The organism is Leptospira ilyithenensis, from assembly GCF_004771005.1.
In the GTDB taxonomy this organism is placed as follows: Bacteria; Spirochaetota; Leptospiria; order Leptospirales; family Leptospiraceae; genus Leptospira_A; species Leptospira_A ilyithenensis.
Genome location: NZ_RQHV01000029.1, coordinates 1 through 19,645 on the forward strand (window position 1 = coordinate 1; position 19,645 = coordinate 19,645).

General features: G+C 39.7%; 16 protein-coding genes and 2 pseudogenes. 8 read left to right on the forward strand and 10 right to left on the reverse strand.

Features of this window, described 5'->3' with window-relative positions; all coding sequences use genetic code 11:
- Positions 1–190: 190 nt before the first annotated feature.
- The 3 genes from EHS11_RS03680 to EHS11_RS03690 are packed head-to-tail and all read right to left on the reverse strand — an operon-like array spanning position 191 to position 5,013.
- A complete protein-coding gene (locus tag EHS11_RS03680) occupies positions 191–3,298 on the reverse strand; it encodes an efflux RND transporter permease subunit (RefSeq protein WP_135763067.1) in 3,108 nt (1,035 codons plus the stop codon).
- On the reverse strand, positions 3,264–4,580 hold the full coding sequence (locus EHS11_RS03685) for a TolC family protein (RefSeq protein WP_135763068.1): 1,317 nt from the start codon (positions 4,578–4,580) through the stop codon (positions 3,264–3,266). Before EHS11_RS03685 ends, EHS11_RS03680 begins: the two co-directional genes overlap by 35 nt.
- Positions 4,581–4,626: 46 nt before the next feature.
- Positions 4,627–5,013: a hypothetical protein gene (locus EHS11_RS03690; RefSeq protein ID WP_135763069.1), complete on the reverse strand. Its 387-nt coding sequence runs from the start codon at positions 5,011–5,013 to the stop codon at positions 4,627–4,629.
- Positions 5,014–5,134: 121 nt separating this feature from the next.
- Between EHS11_RS03690 and EHS11_RS03695 the strand changes: the two genes are divergently transcribed.
- The 3 genes from EHS11_RS03695 to EHS11_RS20075 all read left to right on the forward strand — a co-directional run bounded on the left by EHS11_RS03695 (position 5,135) and on the right by EHS11_RS20075 (position 7,809).
- The gene (locus EHS11_RS03695) at positions 5,135–5,494 is read left to right on the forward strand and encodes a DUF3703 domain-containing protein (protein WP_135763070.1); all 360 of its coding nucleotides are present in this window, start codon (positions 5,135–5,137) and stop codon (positions 5,492–5,494) included.
- An 8-nt stretch (positions 5,495–5,502) separates the two neighbouring features.
- Positions 5,503–5,862: a DUF3147 family protein gene (locus EHS11_RS03700; RefSeq protein WP_135763071.1), complete on the forward strand. Its 360-nt coding sequence runs from the start codon at positions 5,503–5,505 to the stop codon at positions 5,860–5,862.
- A 111-nt stretch (positions 5,863–5,973) separates the two neighbouring features.
- Positions 5,974–7,809: an MFS transporter gene (locus tag EHS11_RS20075; RefSeq protein WP_135763072.1), complete on the forward strand. Its 1,836-nt coding sequence runs from the start codon at positions 5,974–5,976 to the stop codon at positions 7,807–7,809.
- 55 nt (positions 7,810–7,864) lie between these two features.
- Here EHS11_RS20075 and EHS11_RS03710 read toward each other — a convergent pair whose 3' ends face one another.
- The 7 genes from EHS11_RS03710 to EHS11_RS03740 form a co-directional block, all read right to left on the reverse strand.
- Positions 7,865–9,325: a glycosyltransferase family 39 protein gene (locus EHS11_RS03710; RefSeq protein WP_167884339.1), complete on the reverse strand. Its 1,461-nt coding sequence runs from the start codon at positions 9,323–9,325 to the stop codon at positions 7,865–7,867.
- Positions 9,326–9,360: 35 nt separating this feature from the next.
- Positions 9,361–12,609 carry an efflux RND transporter permease subunit gene (locus EHS11_RS03715; RefSeq protein ID WP_135763074.1) on the reverse strand — a complete coding sequence of 1,083 codons (3,249 nt, stop codon included), beginning with the start codon at positions 12,607–12,609 and terminating at the stop codon, positions 9,361–9,363.
- Positions 12,610–12,621: 12 nt separating this feature from the next.
- Entirely contained in the window at positions 12,622–13,671 is a 1,050-nt protein-coding gene (locus tag EHS11_RS03720; RefSeq protein WP_246047577.1) for a heavy metal-binding domain-containing protein, read from the reverse strand.
- 70 nt (positions 13,672–13,741) lie between these two features.
- The gene (locus tag EHS11_RS03725) at positions 13,742–14,185 is read right to left on the reverse strand and encodes an LIC13259/LIC11441 family protein (RefSeq protein ID WP_135763076.1); all 444 of its coding nucleotides are present in this window, start codon (positions 14,183–14,185) and stop codon (positions 13,742–13,744) included.
- Positions 14,186–14,198: 13 nt separating this feature from the next.
- A complete protein-coding gene (locus tag EHS11_RS03730; RefSeq protein ID WP_135763077.1) occupies positions 14,199–15,566 on the reverse strand; it encodes a TolC family protein in 1,368 nt (455 codons plus the stop codon).
- 39 nt (positions 15,567–15,605) lie between these two features.
- Complete coding sequence (locus EHS11_RS03735) at positions 15,606–16,037, reverse strand: hypothetical protein (protein ID WP_135763078.1); 432 nt, start codon at positions 16,035–16,037, stop codon at positions 15,606–15,608.
- A gap of 66 nt (positions 16,038–16,103) precedes the next feature.
- Positions 16,104–16,415 (reverse strand): hypothetical protein, encoded by a 312-nt coding sequence (locus tag EHS11_RS03740; protein WP_135763079.1) that lies wholly within the window; start codon positions 16,413–16,415, stop codon positions 16,104–16,106.
- Between the two features lie 468 nt (positions 16,416–16,883).
- Here EHS11_RS03740 and EHS11_RS03745 point away from each other — a divergent pair, with 468 nt between their 5' ends.
- From EHS11_RS03745 to EHS11_RS03765, 5 genes and pseudogenes are all read left to right on the forward strand, one after another.
- The gene (locus EHS11_RS03745) at positions 16,884–17,243 is read left to right on the forward strand and encodes an ArsR/SmtB family transcription factor (RefSeq protein ID WP_135763080.1); all 360 of its coding nucleotides are present in this window, start codon (positions 16,884–16,886) and stop codon (positions 17,241–17,243) included.
- Between the two features lie 30 nt (positions 17,244–17,273).
- Positions 17,274–17,765: an SRPBCC family protein gene (locus EHS11_RS03750; RefSeq protein ID WP_167884340.1), complete on the forward strand. Its 492-nt coding sequence runs from the start codon at positions 17,274–17,276 to the stop codon at positions 17,763–17,765.
- 35 nt (positions 17,766–17,800) lie between these two features.
- A pseudogene (locus EHS11_RS03755) lies at positions 17,801–18,250 on the forward strand (VOC family protein); the annotation flags it as partial.
- A 17-nt stretch (positions 18,251–18,267) separates the two neighbouring features.
- Positions 18,268–18,998, forward strand: a pseudogene (locus EHS11_RS03760) (DNA alkylation repair protein).
- A 178-nt stretch (positions 18,999–19,176) separates the two neighbouring features.
- Positions 19,177–19,554, forward strand: a complete 378-nt coding sequence (locus EHS11_RS03765; RefSeq protein ID WP_135763082.1) for a helix-turn-helix domain-containing protein — start codon at positions 19,177–19,179, stop codon at positions 19,552–19,554.
- Positions 19,555–19,645 lie beyond the last annotated feature (91 nt).

Genomic DNA, 19,645 nt, shown 5'->3' on the forward strand with positions numbered 1-19,645 from the left:
AAATCATTTTTCCGTTTACAGGATGTGTGACCACTGCTTCTTCGAAGCTGTCAGGTGAATACTATATCAATACAGAATGGGAATATTGAGTCCGGAGAAAGCATTTTGAAATATTTAAACAATATCAAATGCCATTTCGCTAGTAACTTCCCCGTCCAAGATATCTTAGCGATGATTGAAGTGAAGAGCCCTATCGTTCTTTCTCCAGCCAATAATAAAACGCAGGTAGAATAACAAGCGTTAAAATCGTAGACGAAATGATTCCTCCTATGACTACTGTAGCCAAAGGCTTTTGCACTTCGGAACCAAGTCCTGATCCGAACGCCATAGGTAAAAAACCGAATGAGGCAACAAGGGCTGTCATAATAACCGGCCTGATTCTGCTCGTGGCACCTTCCAAGGTCGCTTCCTTAACGGATATTTTTTTCTCATCACGGATTCTCTGAATGGTATCCAACTTAACGAGTCCGTTTAACACGGCAATGCCCGATAAAGCGATAAATCCTACAAATGCAGATACGCTTAAATCCATTCCTCTTAAGAAAAGGAACCAAATACCACCTGTTAAAGCAAATGGGACGCAGAAAAAAACAAGCAATGCCTGACGGAAGGACTGAAGTCCGATGTGCAATACTACAAAAATCATAAAAAGTGTGGAAGGAACGATGACTGATAATTTTTCTTTAGCTTTTGTTAGGTTCTCTATCTGTCCCCCCCAAAAAACGGAATAACCTTCAGGAATTTTCAGAGAGTTCACTTTTTCCTTCGCCTCTTCGTAAAATCCTTCCAAATCTCTTCCCCGAAGATTGACGGAGACTGCAACAAAACGCCTGGAACGATTTCTTGAAATCGTCATCACCTTTTCATTTCTCTCTATAGAGGACATGAGTCGTATAGGAATCATTCCTCCGTCATCGGTTCCTATATTGATATTGGCAATTTCCGATTCCTGATTGCGGAACTCTTCGGAAAGCCACATCTTTATAGGAAATCGGATTTCCTCTTCATAAAAACTTCCTACTTCAAAACCGCTCATTGCCGCTTCAACGGTAGTATTAAAGGAAGTTAGTGGGATATTATAATAGTTAAGCTTTGCTAAATCAGGTACCAAATCTATCACTTGGGCTTTTCTAAGAGCCATGATCGGATCAAGTTCAACTTCTTCCGCTCCTTCTATTTTCTCTAAAGTATTTTTTAAGGATTCTTGCAATTGGAATAAAGTGTTCAAGTCCTTGCCTAAAATTCTTACACTAATGTCCGCTCTGCTCCCTTCCAACAACTCGTTGAAACGTGCTTCCAAAGGTTGGCTGAGTGTAAGTTCCGAGTTAGGATATTTTTCCCGAACTGTGGAATGAATCTTATCCAAAAAAATTTCCCAGTTGTCCGTTTTCAATAATTCCGGGAGCGAATCTTTCTTCAGTATGATAAAAGTATCGGCATTGAACGGACCCATAGGATCGTTTGCAACAGAGCTAGTCCCGGTCCTTGAAAAAACACTTTCAATTTCCGGAAGTTTGGCTAGCATCCTTTCCACATCTCTTTGTTCAAGAATACTTTCCTCCAAGCCGATATCACCTTCCCGAACAATAACAAGCATTAAATCTCCTTCGGTAAGTTTAGGTAAAAATACGGTCCCAAGCCGGAAATAAACAATAGCTGTGAGAATAAAAAAGGCAATGGAACTGATAATTAGCGTTTTAGGTCTTTCTAATATCTTTGGTAAAAAAATTCGATACAATTCAATGAGTTTGCTCTCCTTTATCGAATGATTGGCTTTGTGATTCGGAGTGATAAAAAAATACAATAGAGGAGGAAGGAAAAATATTGCGAGAAAAAGACTGAATGTTAAAGCCAAAATAACAGTCTCCGCCATCGGTCGGAACATTTTACCTGGTATACCGTCCATACTCAAAATGGGAAGATATACCAATATAATTACGATTACTCCGAAAAATACCGGCTTTAAAACTTCTATAGAGGATTTTAAAATGATCTTCCTTTTTTCCTCTTTATTTGTATAAGTCTCTTTTTCAAATCGCGTCAAAACACTTTCGGTGATGACGATGGATGCATCGACCAAGAGGCCGAAGTCGATTGCTCCCAAACTCATTAGGTTTGCGGAAATTCCAAAGTAATTCATGCAAAGAGAAGCAAGTAACATGGAACCTGGAATGATGGATGCAACTATAAATGATGCCCTCCAATTCCAAAGAATAAAGAAGAGTGTGATAATGACTAGGATCGCTCCTTCCATTAAGTTTTTTAAAACAGTACGGATGGTAGAGTTAATCAAAAAAGACCGCTCTAAAAGTACTTTGACAGTTACATCTTTCGGAAGATTGAGCTTTGTGATCGCAGAGTTTAGTTCTTCATTTACCCTATAACTGTTTTCTCCTCTTAACATCAGTGCGGTTCCGAGGACGATTTCCTTTCCTCCTGATGATGCACCGCCTAACCTGAATCGACCATGCTCGTTTACATTTGCAATATCTGATATAGAAATGGATTTGCCGTAAGCAGTCCTTCGAACAGGAATCTTGGATATATCAGCTAAGTTCTTTTTTATACCATAAGTTCTTACAATGGCAGTCTTTCCATTTTCTTCAATGATTCCTCCTCCGAAATTTTCACCTAACGTAGCTATTGATCCAATCAGTTGATCAATAGTAATCCCTCTCTGATTCATTTTCGAAGGAATCAGATCAATATGTATTTCCTTCTCATAACCTCCGTTAGAATCAACTTCCACAATACCGGGAACCAATGCCTTCAATTGAGGACGAACGGTATAGTCCTGGATCGTCCGAAGATATAACAATCTATCTTTATCCTCAAGCTTGTCCAATGGGGAACCATGCTTTGCTTCGACCGAATAAAAGAAAATTTCACCAAGACCTGTGGTATTAGGAGTAATTTCAGGATAGATTCCCTTCGGCAATCTATCTTTTGCACTCGATAGTCTTTCCGATACCATAGCTCTGGCCTGATAGATATCAGTGCTCTCTTTAAAAATCAAAGATATATTGGAAAGACCGAATTTTGAAACGGAACGCACATCAATCAGATTAGGGAGTCCCAATAATTCGGTTTCAAGCGGAAATGTAACGATCTTTTCAACCTGCTCCGGGTCCAATGATCCGGTATTCGTAGTGACGATCACTTGAACGTTCGTTATATCAGGAACCGCATCAATGGAAATTTCCTTTAAATTAAAAAACGCATAAATAAAAAGAAATAAGATGATTCCTATATATAAAATGGAATTATTTAAAATTGTATTCAAAAGTCTGGCTAGCATTCTTTAATACTCCTAGGATTTCCTTTTCGTTGGTTATATACAGAAGGTTCAAGAAAGCTTCTATATGAGTCAATTGAGCATCTAAAATAGCGTGATGTGTTTCATGGAGCTGATTTTCAAGTTCCAAGTAGCTAATAAGTTGAATTCGTGCTTTAGTAAACTCCACGTCTGCAAAGTTAAGATCTCTTTCTATCTCATCTAACTTTAATAAGTTGAATAATTTGATATTCACTTTTGATTGTTCGTAATCCAAAAATGCCTGATTGAAAGTCATAACAATCAGATTTTCCTGATAGGTGAGTTTGTTTGCCTTGGCTTCCAAATTTGTCTCTGCTGAACTGACTTTGTTTTGATACTGATCCCAAACGGGGACTCTAAATTTCAATCCGAGGTCAAAGAACCGATTGGATACACCCGAGCGGTCTTCTCCTATCTGGCTCACTACCGAATAATCAGGATACTTTTCCAAGTTTGCTATTCGTAGTTCCGTTTTCGCTTTTTCCATTTCCCCTTTAGCCGCAAGAATCATAGGATTCTGATCCATTGATCTCTTTTGCAGTTCCGCATTATCGAACTTGATCCCGTCATTGAAAAACGGAAGGGAAAGAATCGGAGCAGATTCAATCCGTAAAAAGAAATTCATTGACTCATAATTTTTGGAAGCATCTAATTCCAGATCGTTAAAATGTTTTTTCAAACCCAACAATCTTCTTTCTATGATAAATAAATCCGTTTTGGCTTGAGGAGTGATGAAAGGTCTTGCCTTTATATATGTTTCCATTTTGGAAAGTCTTCGGATTCTTTCCTTTACATGGTTTCTTTTTTTATCTGCAATGAAATAACGATACGCAAACTTAACCGAATTCAAACGGATTGAATTGTTTGCTTCCAAATACTGCACTTCCTTTATCTTTGCATCGTTATCAACAAGCAGCTGTTTGAGTTCTTTCCGTCCAGGGTAATAGACCGGTTGCTCGAATTGAAGGGAATATTCGGCACCCGACTCGTTTGCAGCCTTCCTTTGTCCGTAGTCGATAGTAACGGAAGGATTTTGAGTCATTCCTTCCTGCTTCTTTTTATAATACAATGATTCCAAATCGGAATTCATGGACATAAGCAAAGGTGAATTTTTCTCTGCAATATTTATAATTTCATTGAGTCCCAGCTCTTTGCTTTTCGATTCGCTATAAACCGAAACATGAACTAACAAAAATATTGCGATAGTCGGGATAGAAGTTGTTTTTGGGAAAAGACGGTTTGGGCGTAAAAAAGATGAGTACATATAACTAACCTCCTCATTATTAAAGTATACACTCTAAAAACGAAGGTTAAATGATGATCCGTACGGAATTGATGTTTTGAATTGCATAGGAAGGTATGAAAAGAAACACTTTAAAGTAAATTGAATCGGACAAATCTGCCGAGAGGTCCGTCTTCCGGTCCGAAAATGGAATATAGTATTGAACCAAAGAAAAGAAAACACTAAAGTTTGTGAGTTTATCCTTGTCTGATACATCCAGTCTGCCGGAATCCCATTCACAACCGGCAGACTCATCCGTTTCTTGAGAATTATGACATGGCTCAACATCCAGTTGCAATGAAATGGCAACCTTATCCAGTTCATTCAGCTCACAGAATAAATTGCAATTAAAAGCCAATACAGTCGCAGATATTAATGAAAAAAACACCAGTATCTTTGCGCTTGCCGAACCCATACTTACATCTTCTATCAGACTATAATATGTAAAGTAAAAATTCGATTGAACAAGTTGACAATATAACAACTGCATGAAAGAGCTAATTAAACAGCATCAATGTTAAGGATGTAAATCTAAAATGAATCTAATTATCAAAGAAGCTTTCGAAAAAGAAATGAAAACCGCAAAGGAATTCTATTTTGCAAAAAAATGGAACGAAGCCTTCTTGCATTTGGAGAAAGCTCATGTGCTGGGACAAAGAGATGCTATTCCACATACTATCAATCATTGGTGGATGTTGAAAGTAGGAATCGGAAAAAAAGACGGAAAAGAAATTCTGGGCCAAGTAGCCCGACTCTTGGCTGCAGGAATCGGCTCCCTTCTGGGAAGAGCACCAATCGGAAATACAGGCGGTGCCAATATAGGAATTATGACTCCCTTGCCTATTTCCGATGATGTTGCTCAAATTTTTATAAAAGCAAATCTACCGATCCGGTAAATCCATAAATGAATTCTTATTTTTATCTTATCGTCAAGTATTTGATCACGGCGGTACTTGTTGTAATCATATCGGAAGTGGCGAAAAGAAGCGACCGTTTCGGTGCTTTGGTCGGTTCATTGCCGTTAATTACGTTATTAACACTCGTTTGGTTGTATATGGAAAAACAATCTCCTGAAAAAATATCAAATCACGCATTTTATACTTTCTGGTATGTGTTGCCTACTCTACCCATGTTCTTAGCTTTTCCAAAAATCTATCATAAATTTGGATTTATTATTGCGATGGTCTCTTCGATCTTGATAACGATACTTTGTTTTATAGTAACATCCCAATTATTGAAAAAATTCAATATCCATATGTATTGATTTTAATGAACATTTCAATCGGGAATTTTCACATTTTCTAGACCCTTCTAAGTAGATGAGCTGATAAGATTTGGTTGCATATATTTCTTGGTTATTTAAGCTAAAATTGAAATGAAAGATAAAATTTCCAAACTAGGCATTTTTTCCGTTACCCAGACTTTCTATCAGATCGGAACAGTTATGCTAATGGCCGTTAGCGTCCTTGCAGGTCAGACAATTTCTCCTAGCCCTGCCTCCGCGGCACTCCCACTCTCTTTTTCAGTCCTTGGCACATTCGCAGGACTTTTTCCTGCATCCATCTGTATGAAAAGTTTAGGGCGCCGAAACGGTTTGTTACTTGGAACTACTATTGGAATTTTAGGAGCATTGATTTCATCATACGGACTTTACTCTCACAACTTCTACCTATTCATTCTAGGACATCTTTTTTACGGATTTCATCAATCCTTTCTACAATATTTAAGATTTGCTGCAATGGAAAGCGTTCCAAACAAAGATAGATCAAGTGCATTGTCCTGGATTCTTTTAGCAGGCATTCCGGCCGCGTTTCTTGGACCACTTGCAGGACTTTTCGGAAGGAATCTTTTTGGACATACAGTATTTCTTGGTTGTTTTTTAATTCTAACAGCTGTTTTGTTTTTTCAACTCCTGCTTATAACCAGGTTACAAAAAATTACAAACTTAACAGAAGAAATAACGACCGATTTGGAAAAACTAAAGCCATCCAGACCGATTTCATTTCATCTTAAAAATCCCGGCCTATGGGCTTCTATTATTTCCAGCTCCTTTGGTTTCGGACTCATGGCTATGTTGATGTCGGCTGTTCCGATCGCGATGAAAGCACACGGTCATGAAATGCATTCCTCCACCATCGTATTACAATGGCATGTCTTAGGAATGTATATACCTTCCTTTTTTTCCGGATATTTAGTAAATAAATTCGGCTCACCCAAACTGATCATTGCAGGGATTTTTATTTTGGCTTTAGAAGTTTTTGCCGCACTCCAAGGAACCGGCTTCCTACCTTTTGCAGCTGCATTGGTTTTACTTGGTATTGGATGGAATTTTATGTATGTGGGAGGAACAAACCTACTGGTAGATCAATATCGCAACTCGGAAAAGAATTCAATCCAAGCAATCAATGATTCTTTTGTATATTTACTTGCAACAATATCAACCTACAGCTCCGCTTATCTGGAAACAAACATCGGTTGGTTCAATCTGAATCTGGTTGCATTACCTTTTCTCTTTCTGGCCTTATTACCAGTGATCGTATATATCAAATCAAAGTCGAAATCAATTGAAGGCGCCCTACCCAAGTTAGAAAAGGATCACTGGGAAAAGATATATTCAACAAAACAACCGGAAGAAGTTAGCTGGACACAAGAGATTCCTCAAACTTCTCTCAACTTTATCAATGATGCGAAATTACCAAAAACCGCAAAAATCATAGATATAGGCGGAGGAGATAGTAAGTTTGTAGATTATCTTATCGAAGAAGGTTTTGAAAACATAACCGTATTGGATATCAGCGAACATGCATTAAATCGTGCAAAGAACCGTTTGGGGGAAAAATCAAAGCAAGTAAAATGGGTTGTTAGCGATGTGACAGACTTCCAAGTCGATGAAACATATGACTTTTGGCATGATAGAGCAGCGTTTCATTTTCTAACAACGGAACCTCAGATTGTTAAATACATTTCCCTTGCAAGACTTGCAGTAAAAGAAAACGGATTTATTACAATCGGAACTTTCAGTGAGAACGGACCGATCAAATGCAGCGGTTTGGAGATAAAACAATACAGCGAAGAATCTTTGACATCCGAACTAAAGAAAGGTTTCCAAAAAATCAAATGCATTACGGAAGATCATATCACTCCGTTTATGACAAAGCAGAATTTTTTGTTTTGTAGTTTTAAAAAGTTAAGCACTATCTATGAATCATAAGTGGCAAACAAGGCCATGATATGATCATTCAATCCGGCCGAATTTCCTACATTGGCTAACGATAACTTTTTAATGAAGGTAACATTTTCGTTAAATCGGATTTACTCTTCTTCAAAAGATAAATGGGTATGTCTTTTTCAGTTGTATAGTTTCTTGAATACTTTCCGATCAAGCGTTTCTCTTCGAACAAATTTTCCAAAACCAAAATGGGTTCTTCACCGGTTACAATTAGATTTTTCGGAACTATTTTCAACTCATCCAACCAAAGAAAATAATTATTGTGACCGCTGATAACAGGAATTGGAATTTTATAAAACTCCAAACTCCCTGCCTGGCCGTAATAATTTCCCAGAACAACGGTTTCTTTTTTTTCCGAAAGATCTAACGAATCTATGGAAGATTGAATATGCAAATGGAACTCCTTCCAATCCAGCCTGTCTGCAAACCACTGGGGGAGTAACGTCCTATTGCCCGCCTCAATTTGTGGAACGATTCCTAGTGCATTTACATAATTAGAAAGTATGTGCAAAGGGAGAATAGGCAAACCGATAGGAGAAAGAAATAATCCGACAAGTAAAGTCAGTCCCAAAATTATCTTCTTCCATTGATCCGCCAAAAAAAACGCTCCTCCCCCTGCAAATAGAATCGGATAAAAAGCGGCGATCCTATCAGGTCGGGAGGATTTCGAATACAAAAAGAAACCGATTAACAGTAGATAAGCAAAGCCTATAAATCTGAGTTCTTTATTCTTTAAAAAGAAATAAATCCCGCATAACCACAATGGTAAAGTTGCCGGATTCTGTGATAGAATCTGATCAAAGATAATTTGGATCAGACCTAAATTGATATTCTTCATTGAATATGCATTTTTATAAAACTCCAAAGAAGGAAATGAATTCACATATTGCCAATAAAGGTTCGGAGAGATGATGATAATTGCGGTTAATACGCCAATATAAAATGTTTTTGTGCGAAGTATTGATTTAAAATTTAAAATAAAATACGGAACGAGAACTGCCAATACATAAACGGAAAAAGTATGTTTATTCATTATCCCAAGACCGATCACAACACCAATGCTGATCCATTGAATTGGATCTTCTTTTAATTTCAACACAAGGGTTACGAGAAGTATTACAAAAAAAATCTCGATCGCATTCATAGAATAAAACCCGAAAATAACTTGCAATACAGGGACTGTCATCGTAGCGATACATGCCAAAGAAACGGACAACCTGTTTCCATTGAATCTATCGGCAAGGTTCCCAACCAGAAACACGGAGAGACCAGCGAATGCGGCTGGAATGATTCTTAAAAAGAAAACGGATTCTCCGCTAATTTGAAATAAATTGAGTAAAAAAATTGACAAAGGAGGCTGATCCACATACCCCCATGCCAATCTTTTGGCGCATGCCAAATAGTAAAATTCATCAACAAATATTCCATAACCACCGGTATAGTTGATGATTGCCAGAAGAGAGAAATACAGTAGTCCGAAACATAAGGGTAATGACATTTCAAGAAAATGCATTTGCAGTTTTAAAAGTCATTTCATTTTTTAAACTTTTCCATTTCACTTTTTTTCCAAAGCAGATAGATAGGAGGATAAACGAGTAGCTCCAGAATAAAACTTGTGATAAGTCCTCCGACCATAGGAGCTGCGATTCTCTTCATCACATCGGCACCTGCGCTTTGCGACCACATAATAGGAAGTAATCCCATCATTGCCGCCATAACAGTCATTATCTTTGGTCTTACTCTGTGAACTGCTCCGTGAATGATGGCTTCGATCAGTTCCTCATGATTTCTAAGTCTGTCTTTCTTTTTCGCATCTTCGTAAGATAGATCCAAATACAGCAACATAAACACACCTGTTTCCGCATCCAAGCCCATAAGAGCAATCATCCCGACCCAAACCGCAATGGAAATCTGATAGTCAAGCAGATAGAGCAAACCGACTGCTCCGATCAATGAGAAGGGAACGGCAATCAGAACGATCAATGTTTTAACATAAGACTTGGTATTGAAGTATAGTAAAAGGAAAATGATAAAGATGGTGAGAGGAAGAATGTATTTCATCCTTTCTCTCACGCGAAGCATATTTTCATACTGTCCGCTCCAAACGATCGAATAACCTGTCGGAAGTTTGACAGACGCGGAAACAGTTTTTTTTACCCGATCTACAAATCCACCTATATCGGAAGTAGAAGGATCAACATATACATAGCCTGCTAAAAATCCGTTTTCATCCCTGATCATGGAAGGACCTGTCTTTGTACGTATCTCCGCAATTTCAGAAATGGGTATATGGCCGAATTCCTTGGTTGGCACAAGAATGGATCGGATTTTTTCAATAGAATCTCTCAACTCTCTCGGATAACGTATGTTTACCGAAAATCGTTCTCTTCCTTCAACGGTTTGCGTTACCGGCTCCCCTCCTATGGCAGCTACTACGATTTGCTGGGCGGCTTCCACGGAAATATTATACCTTGCCAATTTTTCCCGCTTCATCTCTATATCTAAAAAATATCCGCCCGCAGTTCTTTCGGCAAAAATACTTCTGATATCTTTATCCGTTTTTAATAAAGATTCGATCTCTATGCCGATGTGTTCGATTTCCTCCAGTGAGGTTCCCAATATTTTGATGCCGATAGGAGTCCTCATTCCTGTGCTTAACATATCTATTCTAGTTTTGATCGGCATGGTCCATGCATTTGTCGCGCCGGGAAATTGCATCGACTGGTTCATTTTTGCAACAAGCTCTTCTTTCGTTAGGTGGTCTGACAAAAAAGGAATAAAAGGAAATTGCAAAACACGAGGCCAATTCGAATAAAATCGCTCCGCCTTACTCCACTCTTCCTGAGGCTTCAAAAGAATCACAGTTTCCATCATGGAGAGAGGAGCGGAATCGGTTGCAGTATCGGAACGACCTGCTTTGCCAAACACTCTCTTCACTTCAGGGAAGGACTTCAATCGTTTGTCCATTGCAGTCATCAGCTTCTCCGCCTCTGAAACGGAAATTCCCGGCAAGGTTGTAGGCATATACAGAAAGGATTCTTCGTAAAGCTCTGGCATAAATTCCGATCCAAGATTGAAATAAACCGGTATGGTCAAAATCACGAGTACTAATGAAGAAACAATGACCTCCTTCGGTCTATGTAAAACGAAGCGGCATGCGGGTTCGTAGAACTTGAAAAGGACTTTGCTAACCGGATGTTTTTCCTCCGGATAATATTTTCCCACCAACAGAGTTGTCGCCACTTTGGAAAGAACCTTGTTTTTAAACCGAAAAGGATCCATCCTTGTGAAGAACATTCTGAAAGCCGGATCAAGAGTAATAGCAAGAAGCGCAGCAACTGTCATCGCAATATTTTTAGAATATGCTAATGGACGAAACAACCTACCTTCCTGATCGACAAGTGTAAAGATAGGAAAGAATGCGACTGCAATGACAAGCAATGAAAAGAATACGGATGGCCCGACTTCCAACAATGCCTCCAAACGGACTGCATGGTAATCTCCCACTCTACCGCCCGACTCCCATTCCTCTAATTTTTTATACGCGTTTTCCACTTCTACGATGGCGCCATCTACCAAAACTCCGATAGAGATCGCCATGCCTGCAAGCGACATGATGTTTGCATTAATGTCCAGAAGATTCATCGGAATAAATGAAATGATAACGGATATGGGAATGGTTAGGATGGGTATGATTGCCGATGGAAAATGCCAGAGAAAGATAAGAATTACGAAAGAAACAATCAGCATCTCTTCCATAAGTTTGAACTTTAAATTCGATATGGCGTGATCGATCAGTTCCGATCTGTCGTAAGTGGTGATCAATTCCGTTCCTTTCGGCAGACTGTTTTTTATTTCTTCCAGTTTACTTTTGACTCTCTCTATCACGGACAGCGCGTTCTCTCCATGCCGCATGACAATTGTTCCACCAACGACGTCTCCTTCTCCGTCCAAGTCGGCGATCCCTCTTCTGATATCAGGACCGTATCTAACGGAAGCAACATTTCTTAAGAGAACGGGAATTCCGTTCATATCCGTTGCAAGAGGAATATTTTCGATATCGGTAAGAGAGGTTAAGTACCCTCTCCCCCGAACCATATACTCCGCTCCTGAAAGTTCCACGAGCCTACCTCCGACTTCCTGATTGCTTTCCCGAATTTTTTGAACGATTGTTTCAAATCCTATATTATAGGAACGTAATGCACTTGGATTCACAGTAATTTGATATTGTCTTTTAAAGCCGCCGATTCCCGCCACTTCGGATACTCCCGGAACGGAGTTAAGAAGATAACGCAGATGAAAGTCCTGGTAGGTTCGTAAATCGGCGAGAGAGTTATTTCCTGTTTTATCCACCAACGCGTATTGAAATACCCAACCTACGGCGCTTGCATCCGGTCCCAGTTCCGTTCTGACTCCCGCAGGTAAAAGTGGCTGAATTTTCGATAAGTATTCGATCACTCTGGATCTTGCCCAATAGATATCCGTCCCGTCCTGAAAGATTACATACACGTAGGAAAATCCGAAATCCGAAAATCCCCTGACTACTTTGATTTTAGGAGCGCCTAATAAAGATGTTACGATTGGATAAGTAACCTGATCTTCTATGATATCGGGGCTACGATCCCAACGGGAATATATAATTACTTGCGTATCGGAAAGATCGGGAATCGCATCCAATGGGATTGTTTTCATCGCAACATAGGAAGCAACAAGTATTACCGATGTGATAATTAGTATTAAAAATTTATTATATGCGGAAAATCGTATAATTGAACGTATCATTTTTTCTGCCTTTTAATGATTATGAGCGTTATTACCAAAACGGATTTTTGCTTCGGAATCGACGAGAAAGGTAGATTCGGATACAACCGACTGCCCCTCCTCCAACCCGGAAAGAACTTCACTCCAGGTATCTACACTCTTTCCAATCTTTACGGTAACAGCTCGAAATGAATTCGGGTTTGTTTGAACATATACGATTTTACGAACTCCCGTATCCAAAATTGCAGATGTAGGAATCGTCAAAAGCCCAGGTAAAGAAATTTCAATCATCGTTTCTCCGAACATTTGGGGTTTCAAAAGATGTCCGGGATCCGAGACCTCGCTTCGTAATCTCAACGTTCTGCTGTTCTTATCTACAATGTTATCGATACTTTTTATTTTTCCCCCGAATTCCTTATCAGGATAAACATCCGTTTTGAATTGAATATTTAGTCCGGGCTTTGCAATCGAAAGCTCCGACTCATATACTTGAGAATAAATATGTGCCCGACCGTTCTTTCCACCCACGATCAATTCGGAGGGATCTCTTTGCCCGGAAGACCAAACACGAATCTGCTCTGTGGACAATCCCAACTGCCTAAGTCGCAATTGTAAATTTCCGATTCCAAGTGATGAGCTTGATTCGGGAAGTAGTCCGGAAGATTGAATCGCCTGCTTGTATTCCAATAAAGCGCTATAAAGTTCCGGATCATAGGCAACACTCGAATACAAACTCATTTTTTTTACAAGACTTCTTCGACTAACGAGTTCCGTTCGAATACCGATTGATTGTTGTTTTTCGGAAGAAAGAAAAAATTCAGATGAACGATCATTTGATGGTGATGCATGGTGGATTTCGGACTCCATACCGTTCTTACTTTCCATCTTACCATCCGCTTCCGTTCTTAGGAGTGTAGAAGGATCTTTTGAACGTTCCGAATGATCCTCTTTCTTAACAAGATCCATATTGCAGATAGGGCAAGTTCCAGGGCGATCTGAAGTATAAGAAGTATGCATCGGGCAATAATAGATCTCTTTTTTCTTCGCACAGGAAAAAGCAAATAGCACTAGTATTGCGGTCATCCGAAGAAAAAACATATTCCGTCGGGCGGTTCTTTTATACAGGTAACTAAAAGAACCGAAAAACATCCGTTCAATCATTGACGATTTGCCCGCAGTTCTTCATGTTAGCGAGATAGGGATTGCGAATTTCCTTGCCTTTGGCAATCCATTTCTTTTTAAGCATCGGACAATAAAAAACGGAGACTCCCGACTGATCGTGATGTCCTACGATAGATTCAAGTTCGGAAGAAAGACGGTAAAATAATTCCCTTTTTTGTACTTCGTTCGTAGCCTTACCCAGTTGTTCCGCAAAAGGCAGAGCCTGTTTAAAGGCGGATGTATCTTTTTTCCGATCCGCATCCGCTTTCAATAATTCCACTAATTTTTTAGTATCTATTGTTCCGGTCTTTCCTTCAAAAAGTTCCGTATGAATCCTTGCGACTTCTTCAAGAACAAAAGTTTCCTTGCCTGCGTGGGCGTATAAAGAACCGCACACTGCAATTGATATAAATAAAGTTGTTATTAAAGTTTTCATAATCATCTCCTGTTTAGTGATTCGTATGTGTTGGTAAAGAAGGCTCTTCATAGATCAGGCTGAGTAACCTGAGAGTATTCAGAATCATCTCCCCTTTTTTCTCTTTGATCTCTTCCAAGCGGATCTTTGTATTCAAAACTTCCGTTTGTGCGATCAGAGTATCCTGATAGTTAGTTTTTCCCGGCGCATATAAAGTCGAACTGGCACGTACTGCTTTTTCCATTTCAGGAAGTAGTTTTTTTTCGATGATCTGGATTTGGTTCGACAAACCTTGCAAAGATTCGATGCTTCGATTCAATTCGGAAGTGATTTCGGCGCGAATTTTATCTACCGAGTTTCTGCCTGCACTGGCCAAATGTTCCGTTTCTCCCGTGATGGAATCCCACTTTAACGCAGACCAGACGGGAACTCTCATATTCAATCCGAAACTGAAAAGATCTCCTCTATATTCCGTTACATCCATGGGAGCATAATCCAGAGGACCCTTATCCAATGCGAAAGTTTGAGAGCGTCGTTTCATATATGAAAAGAAAACTTCCGTTTGAGGAGCTATCGTGTATTTGGTGAGTTTAGCCTGTTCATTCAGTCTTTTTTCTTCTGCGACGGCGATTCGGAATTCCGGAGCATTTTCAACGGACGAATTGCGAAGAGAAACCAAACTCTCTATCTTCTTTTGGTTTTCCTCTAAAAACGAATCCAGATCAAGGCTGCTCAGTTCCGTTAAAGTGATTTTGTCCTGTATCTGAAAATACTCCAATTGGGCGATCAAATCCTTATAAGCAGTAGCGTATTCGGTTTCTCTTTCCAACGCTTCCGTCTTGGAAATCGACACCTTGATAACACCCGTTAGTGGAATATTTCCTGACGAATAATATCCTTCTGCAACCGCACCTTGTACATTCAGCAAACTAACGACTTTTGCATTGAATTGTTTTTTCCGTTCCAGGCGTTTGAAACGATTCAATTTAACAAGTAGGTCTCCTAACAAACGATTGACGCCCGCAAGATAGGAAAGTCCGGCTTCCCCTTCCATAATTCTGGAAATCTGTTTTTCCGTTCCCAGCTTGCCAGGGTATGGAAATTCCTGAGAAACGGAAAGTTCGACTCCCGTCATTGTAGGCGTATCCAAAGATCTATCATTCAAGGAATATCCGTTCCTAGTCGGATAGTTACGATAGGCAAACCCGATTTTCGGATCGGGAAGAATGCCCGATGCTTCCGAATGCGATTTATGCGCATGCGAAAGTCCTGCAAGTGATTTGGATTCAGGATGATCCTTTGCGAGTATCTCCAGAATTTCGCCCAATCTATGATTCTCACCGAACAAGGGTAAGGATATAAATATACAGATAAAAGTATATAATGCGTATAAACGTCTCATAAAATTCTCCTTAAAAAATAGGGGGAAAATGAGCCGGTTTTAAATTAGAAAAACTTGGAGTAAACTAAGGTGGTGAGAATGGAAATAAGGCGGTTTTGCTTTTAAATCGGCAGTAGAAAGTTGGGAAAAAACCAAAACATCATTAGGATGAAAATCAAATGAAAAAAGAGGAATCGGTTCTAACTGAGGTTTGACGACTACATTGTCTTTGAAAAAAGTATCAATAGATACAACGGATACTTCATTTTCCTCGCAGCAATTGCCTTCGGATCCGGCTTGATCGTTGTTTTCTTTGGAGGATTGATGACATGGGGAAAGTTCGGAGTCTACAGATTTTTCAACGGAGGCGGTCATCCCCATCGGACAGATTCCTGTGACATTGGAAAAAGAAGCACAGGTTACCAACACTATGAACCCAAGTGTTGTTGTAAATCCTACGGCTTTTTTCAATGAGAAGACCATCTTGATCATTTAGACTCTATTTTTCGAAAAATGTCAAGAAAAAATGGAGGATTGAATGATAAGTAGTCCTCATCTCTACCCTTGCCCCGCTAACAGTATAGATTGTATAACTACTTCTTTCGAAGGCAATCCTGTCAGACGTCCATACGGTGCATGATAAATCCGACAGGCATCTCCTCCTTGCGATCCGTCCGACACAGCATCTTTACCATCTATCAAGATAGTGGGAGAGGAAAGTTTTTTCGAATAATCGGGGGCGTCCGGATCATCTTTGTTTATTTCTATAATATTTAATTGTAATCCAAGTTCTGCCTCGATAACATTTAACAATTTTCTCGTGCCCTCTGCATTCGGACATGTCGTTTCGAATACAAGTTCAATTTTCATTGATTCTCCTTGCTGATATTTTCTCTATAGTAGACTATAGAGTCGAACCTGTTCGACAATTATTTATAAAAATCTAATCTCATTTCAAAATCTACTTTCCGGCTTCCCATTACGTGCAATTTTTATTTTACAACCGATTGAATCCCAGCCGACCAACCAGCTTTCGTGAATATCTGGGTTTATCCTGTTTCAAATGAAACAAAAAAAACATAACCAATGTTAGTTTACATTTTATTCTGATACCATAAACTAAATTTGTCAATTAAGAGAGTTTTGCCACTCGGGGCCAATCGATCTCTTTTTTTATTAAAATGAACCAAAATACGATTAGAAAAGGAGTTTCCTAACTAAACCTGTGTACACTGCCCACCAGTTGAGAGAGGTGCTCTCCCTTCTTTGGATTTTATTCCCCGAAGAGAAAAAAGTAATGGACTAAAACCAAAACATAACTATTTGGTTATATAACTCATGAATTATGCAATAACACCTTCAAACCGCTTGGATGCGACGTTTGCAGCACTTTCCGACCCAACTAGGCGAGCCATTCTAGTTCGTTTGGCAAAGGGAGAGGCATCTGTGATGGATTTGGCCAAACCTTTTTCTATGAGCCAGCCTGCTATTTCCAAACATCTGAGAGTTTTGGAAAGAGCCGGTTTGGTTTCCCGGGGTCGCAGCGCCCAAAGGAGACCGCGTCATATTGTGGCCGAACCTTTGGCGGAAGCAAGTGACTGGTTGGAAAATTATCGCAAAATCTGGGAAGGCAACTTTCAAGAGCTCGACCTGCTTTTGGAAGAACTGAAAATCAAAAGCCCGGACAAAGAAACGTAAGATGATAAAAAAACCATTAGGAGAAACAAGATGATGAATTCGGGAAAGTTGGAAATCACAACACCGACAGACAGAGAAATGGTGATGACCAGAGTCTTTAACGCGCCGAGTACCCTCGTATTCGAATGTTATACGAAACCGGAGTTACTGAAACGCTGGATGACAGGGCCTGACGGTTGGACTTTTGCGATTTGCGAGGTTGATCTGAAGGTGGATGGAAAATTCCGTTTCGTATGGCGCAACGTCCGGGGAAACGATATGGGTATGGGTGGTGTTTACAAGGAGATTGTCGCTCCGGAACGACTCGTCCATACGGAGTTATTCGACGAAGACTGGACCGGAGGAGAAACCTTAACGACACTCATACTCACAGACCAATCAGGCAAAACATTTATGAAAAGCACTACCATCTACTCTTCCAAAGAAGCAAGGGACGGAGCACTCGGAACCAATATGGAACAAGGTATGAATGCGAGTTTTGACAGATTGGAAAATCTGCTCGCAAGCCTTGGAAAAGACTAGATTAACAAAAAAACAATTTAAAGGAAAACAATATGGAAAAGATTACACCATTCTTGTGGTTTGATAATAATGTGGAGGAAGCTGTCAATTTTTACACTTCCGTTTTTAAAAATTCAAAGATAACAAATGTTTCCCGGCACGGAGGATCCATTATGTCCGCAACATTCGAGTTAGAAGGTCAAAAGTTTCTTGCAATGAACGGAGGACCTCAGTTCAAATTTACGGAGGCCGTTTCCTTTTTTGTAAACTGTGAAAACCAGGAAGAAATAGACGAATTCTGGGAAAAATTGTCTGCAGGCGGATCCAAACAAAGATGCGGTTGGTTGAAAGACCAGTTCGGCTTATCCTGGCAGATCATTCCTCCCATTTTAGGAGAATTGTTGCAAGACAAAGATCCTGCAAAATCGCAAAGAGTTTTGCAAGCTATGCTCCAAATGGACAAGATAGATATAAAAGCCTTGCAAAAGGCTTACGAACAAAACTAACATAACAAAGACAAACGATGAAAACTTCTTCCCTGGCTAAGACGATCACAGCAGAACAGTTTGTAAAAAAACTAAAAACCCATAAGTCAGAGGAAGAACTAAAAAAAATCCGACGTTATTTCAAGTCCGGAGAAGGCGACTACGGAGAAGGAGATGTTTTTTTAGGCGTTCGTATGGGGCAAGTGTTTGCGCTTGCCAAAGAGTCGATTGAAATGCATCCGGGAGAAATAGAAAAACTTTTGGAAAACGATTTCCATGAAGTAAGGGCCGGGGCCTTGAGCATTATGGATAAACAAGCACGTTCCAAGAAAACGGAAGAAAGCCGCAAAAAGGAACTCTTTGATCTATACATAAGGCAGACGGATAGAATCAATAACTGGGATTTGGTGGATGTTTCGGCTCCTTACGTAGTCGGAGGTTATCTCTTCGATAAGCCGAGAGGTATTTTGTATAAACTGGCCCGTTCCAAAAACATCTGGGAGCGGCGCACTTCCATCGTCAGCACCTATTATTTCATAAGACAGGGGGATTTGGAAGATACCTTTAAAATCGCAGAGATGTTGCTCGGCGACAAACAAGACCTGATCCATAAGGCGACGGGGGATGGTTGCGCGAAGCGGGTAAAAAAGACAAAAAAAGACTGATACATTTTTTGGAACAGCATTCCAAAACAATGCCCCGTACTATGCTACGTTATTCGATAGAACATTTCGATAAAAAAGAAAGGGACCGATTTTTAGGGAAGTAAATCCCAAAGTAGTGCTACAAAATGAATCACCGATATTTCGGCCGGTTGATTCTTGATGGATAATATAGACCGGCTGGTTAAATTTGTCCGATGCAATACTGCGATAAGATCCATTCCGCAATCGAATTCATCGAAAGAAATTTAACAAATAAAATTTCCGTATAGGACGTATCGGATCATGCCTTCAGTTCCCTATGGCATTTTCAAAGGATCTTCCGGTACATGGCGGGACACTCATTGTTATACTAGAAAACGACGTCTTTCCGAAGCGGGAAACGAACTTCTCCTCTCCAAAGATAAAATCATAGAAATCGCTTTAAAATACCAATACGAGTCTCCGGAAACTTTCTTAAGGGAATTTAAAAAGAATTACGGAACCACACCTTTCCAATATAGAAAATCCAGAGAACATCATATATTCGAAAGAATAGACATTCACAAGAACCAATACAAAAACGTTTTCGACGGAACCGGGATTGAACACAAACCCATGGTTCGAAATCAAATCGTATTCGTTGGTAAAAAATTCAAAACGACCCGAATCGGCACAGTTTGACATATATGTGGGCGTGAAATAGAAACGGATTTTAATAAAAAGTCTTCAGGACCCGAATAGCAAGTCCCGAAAACAAAGATCGGATGGAAAT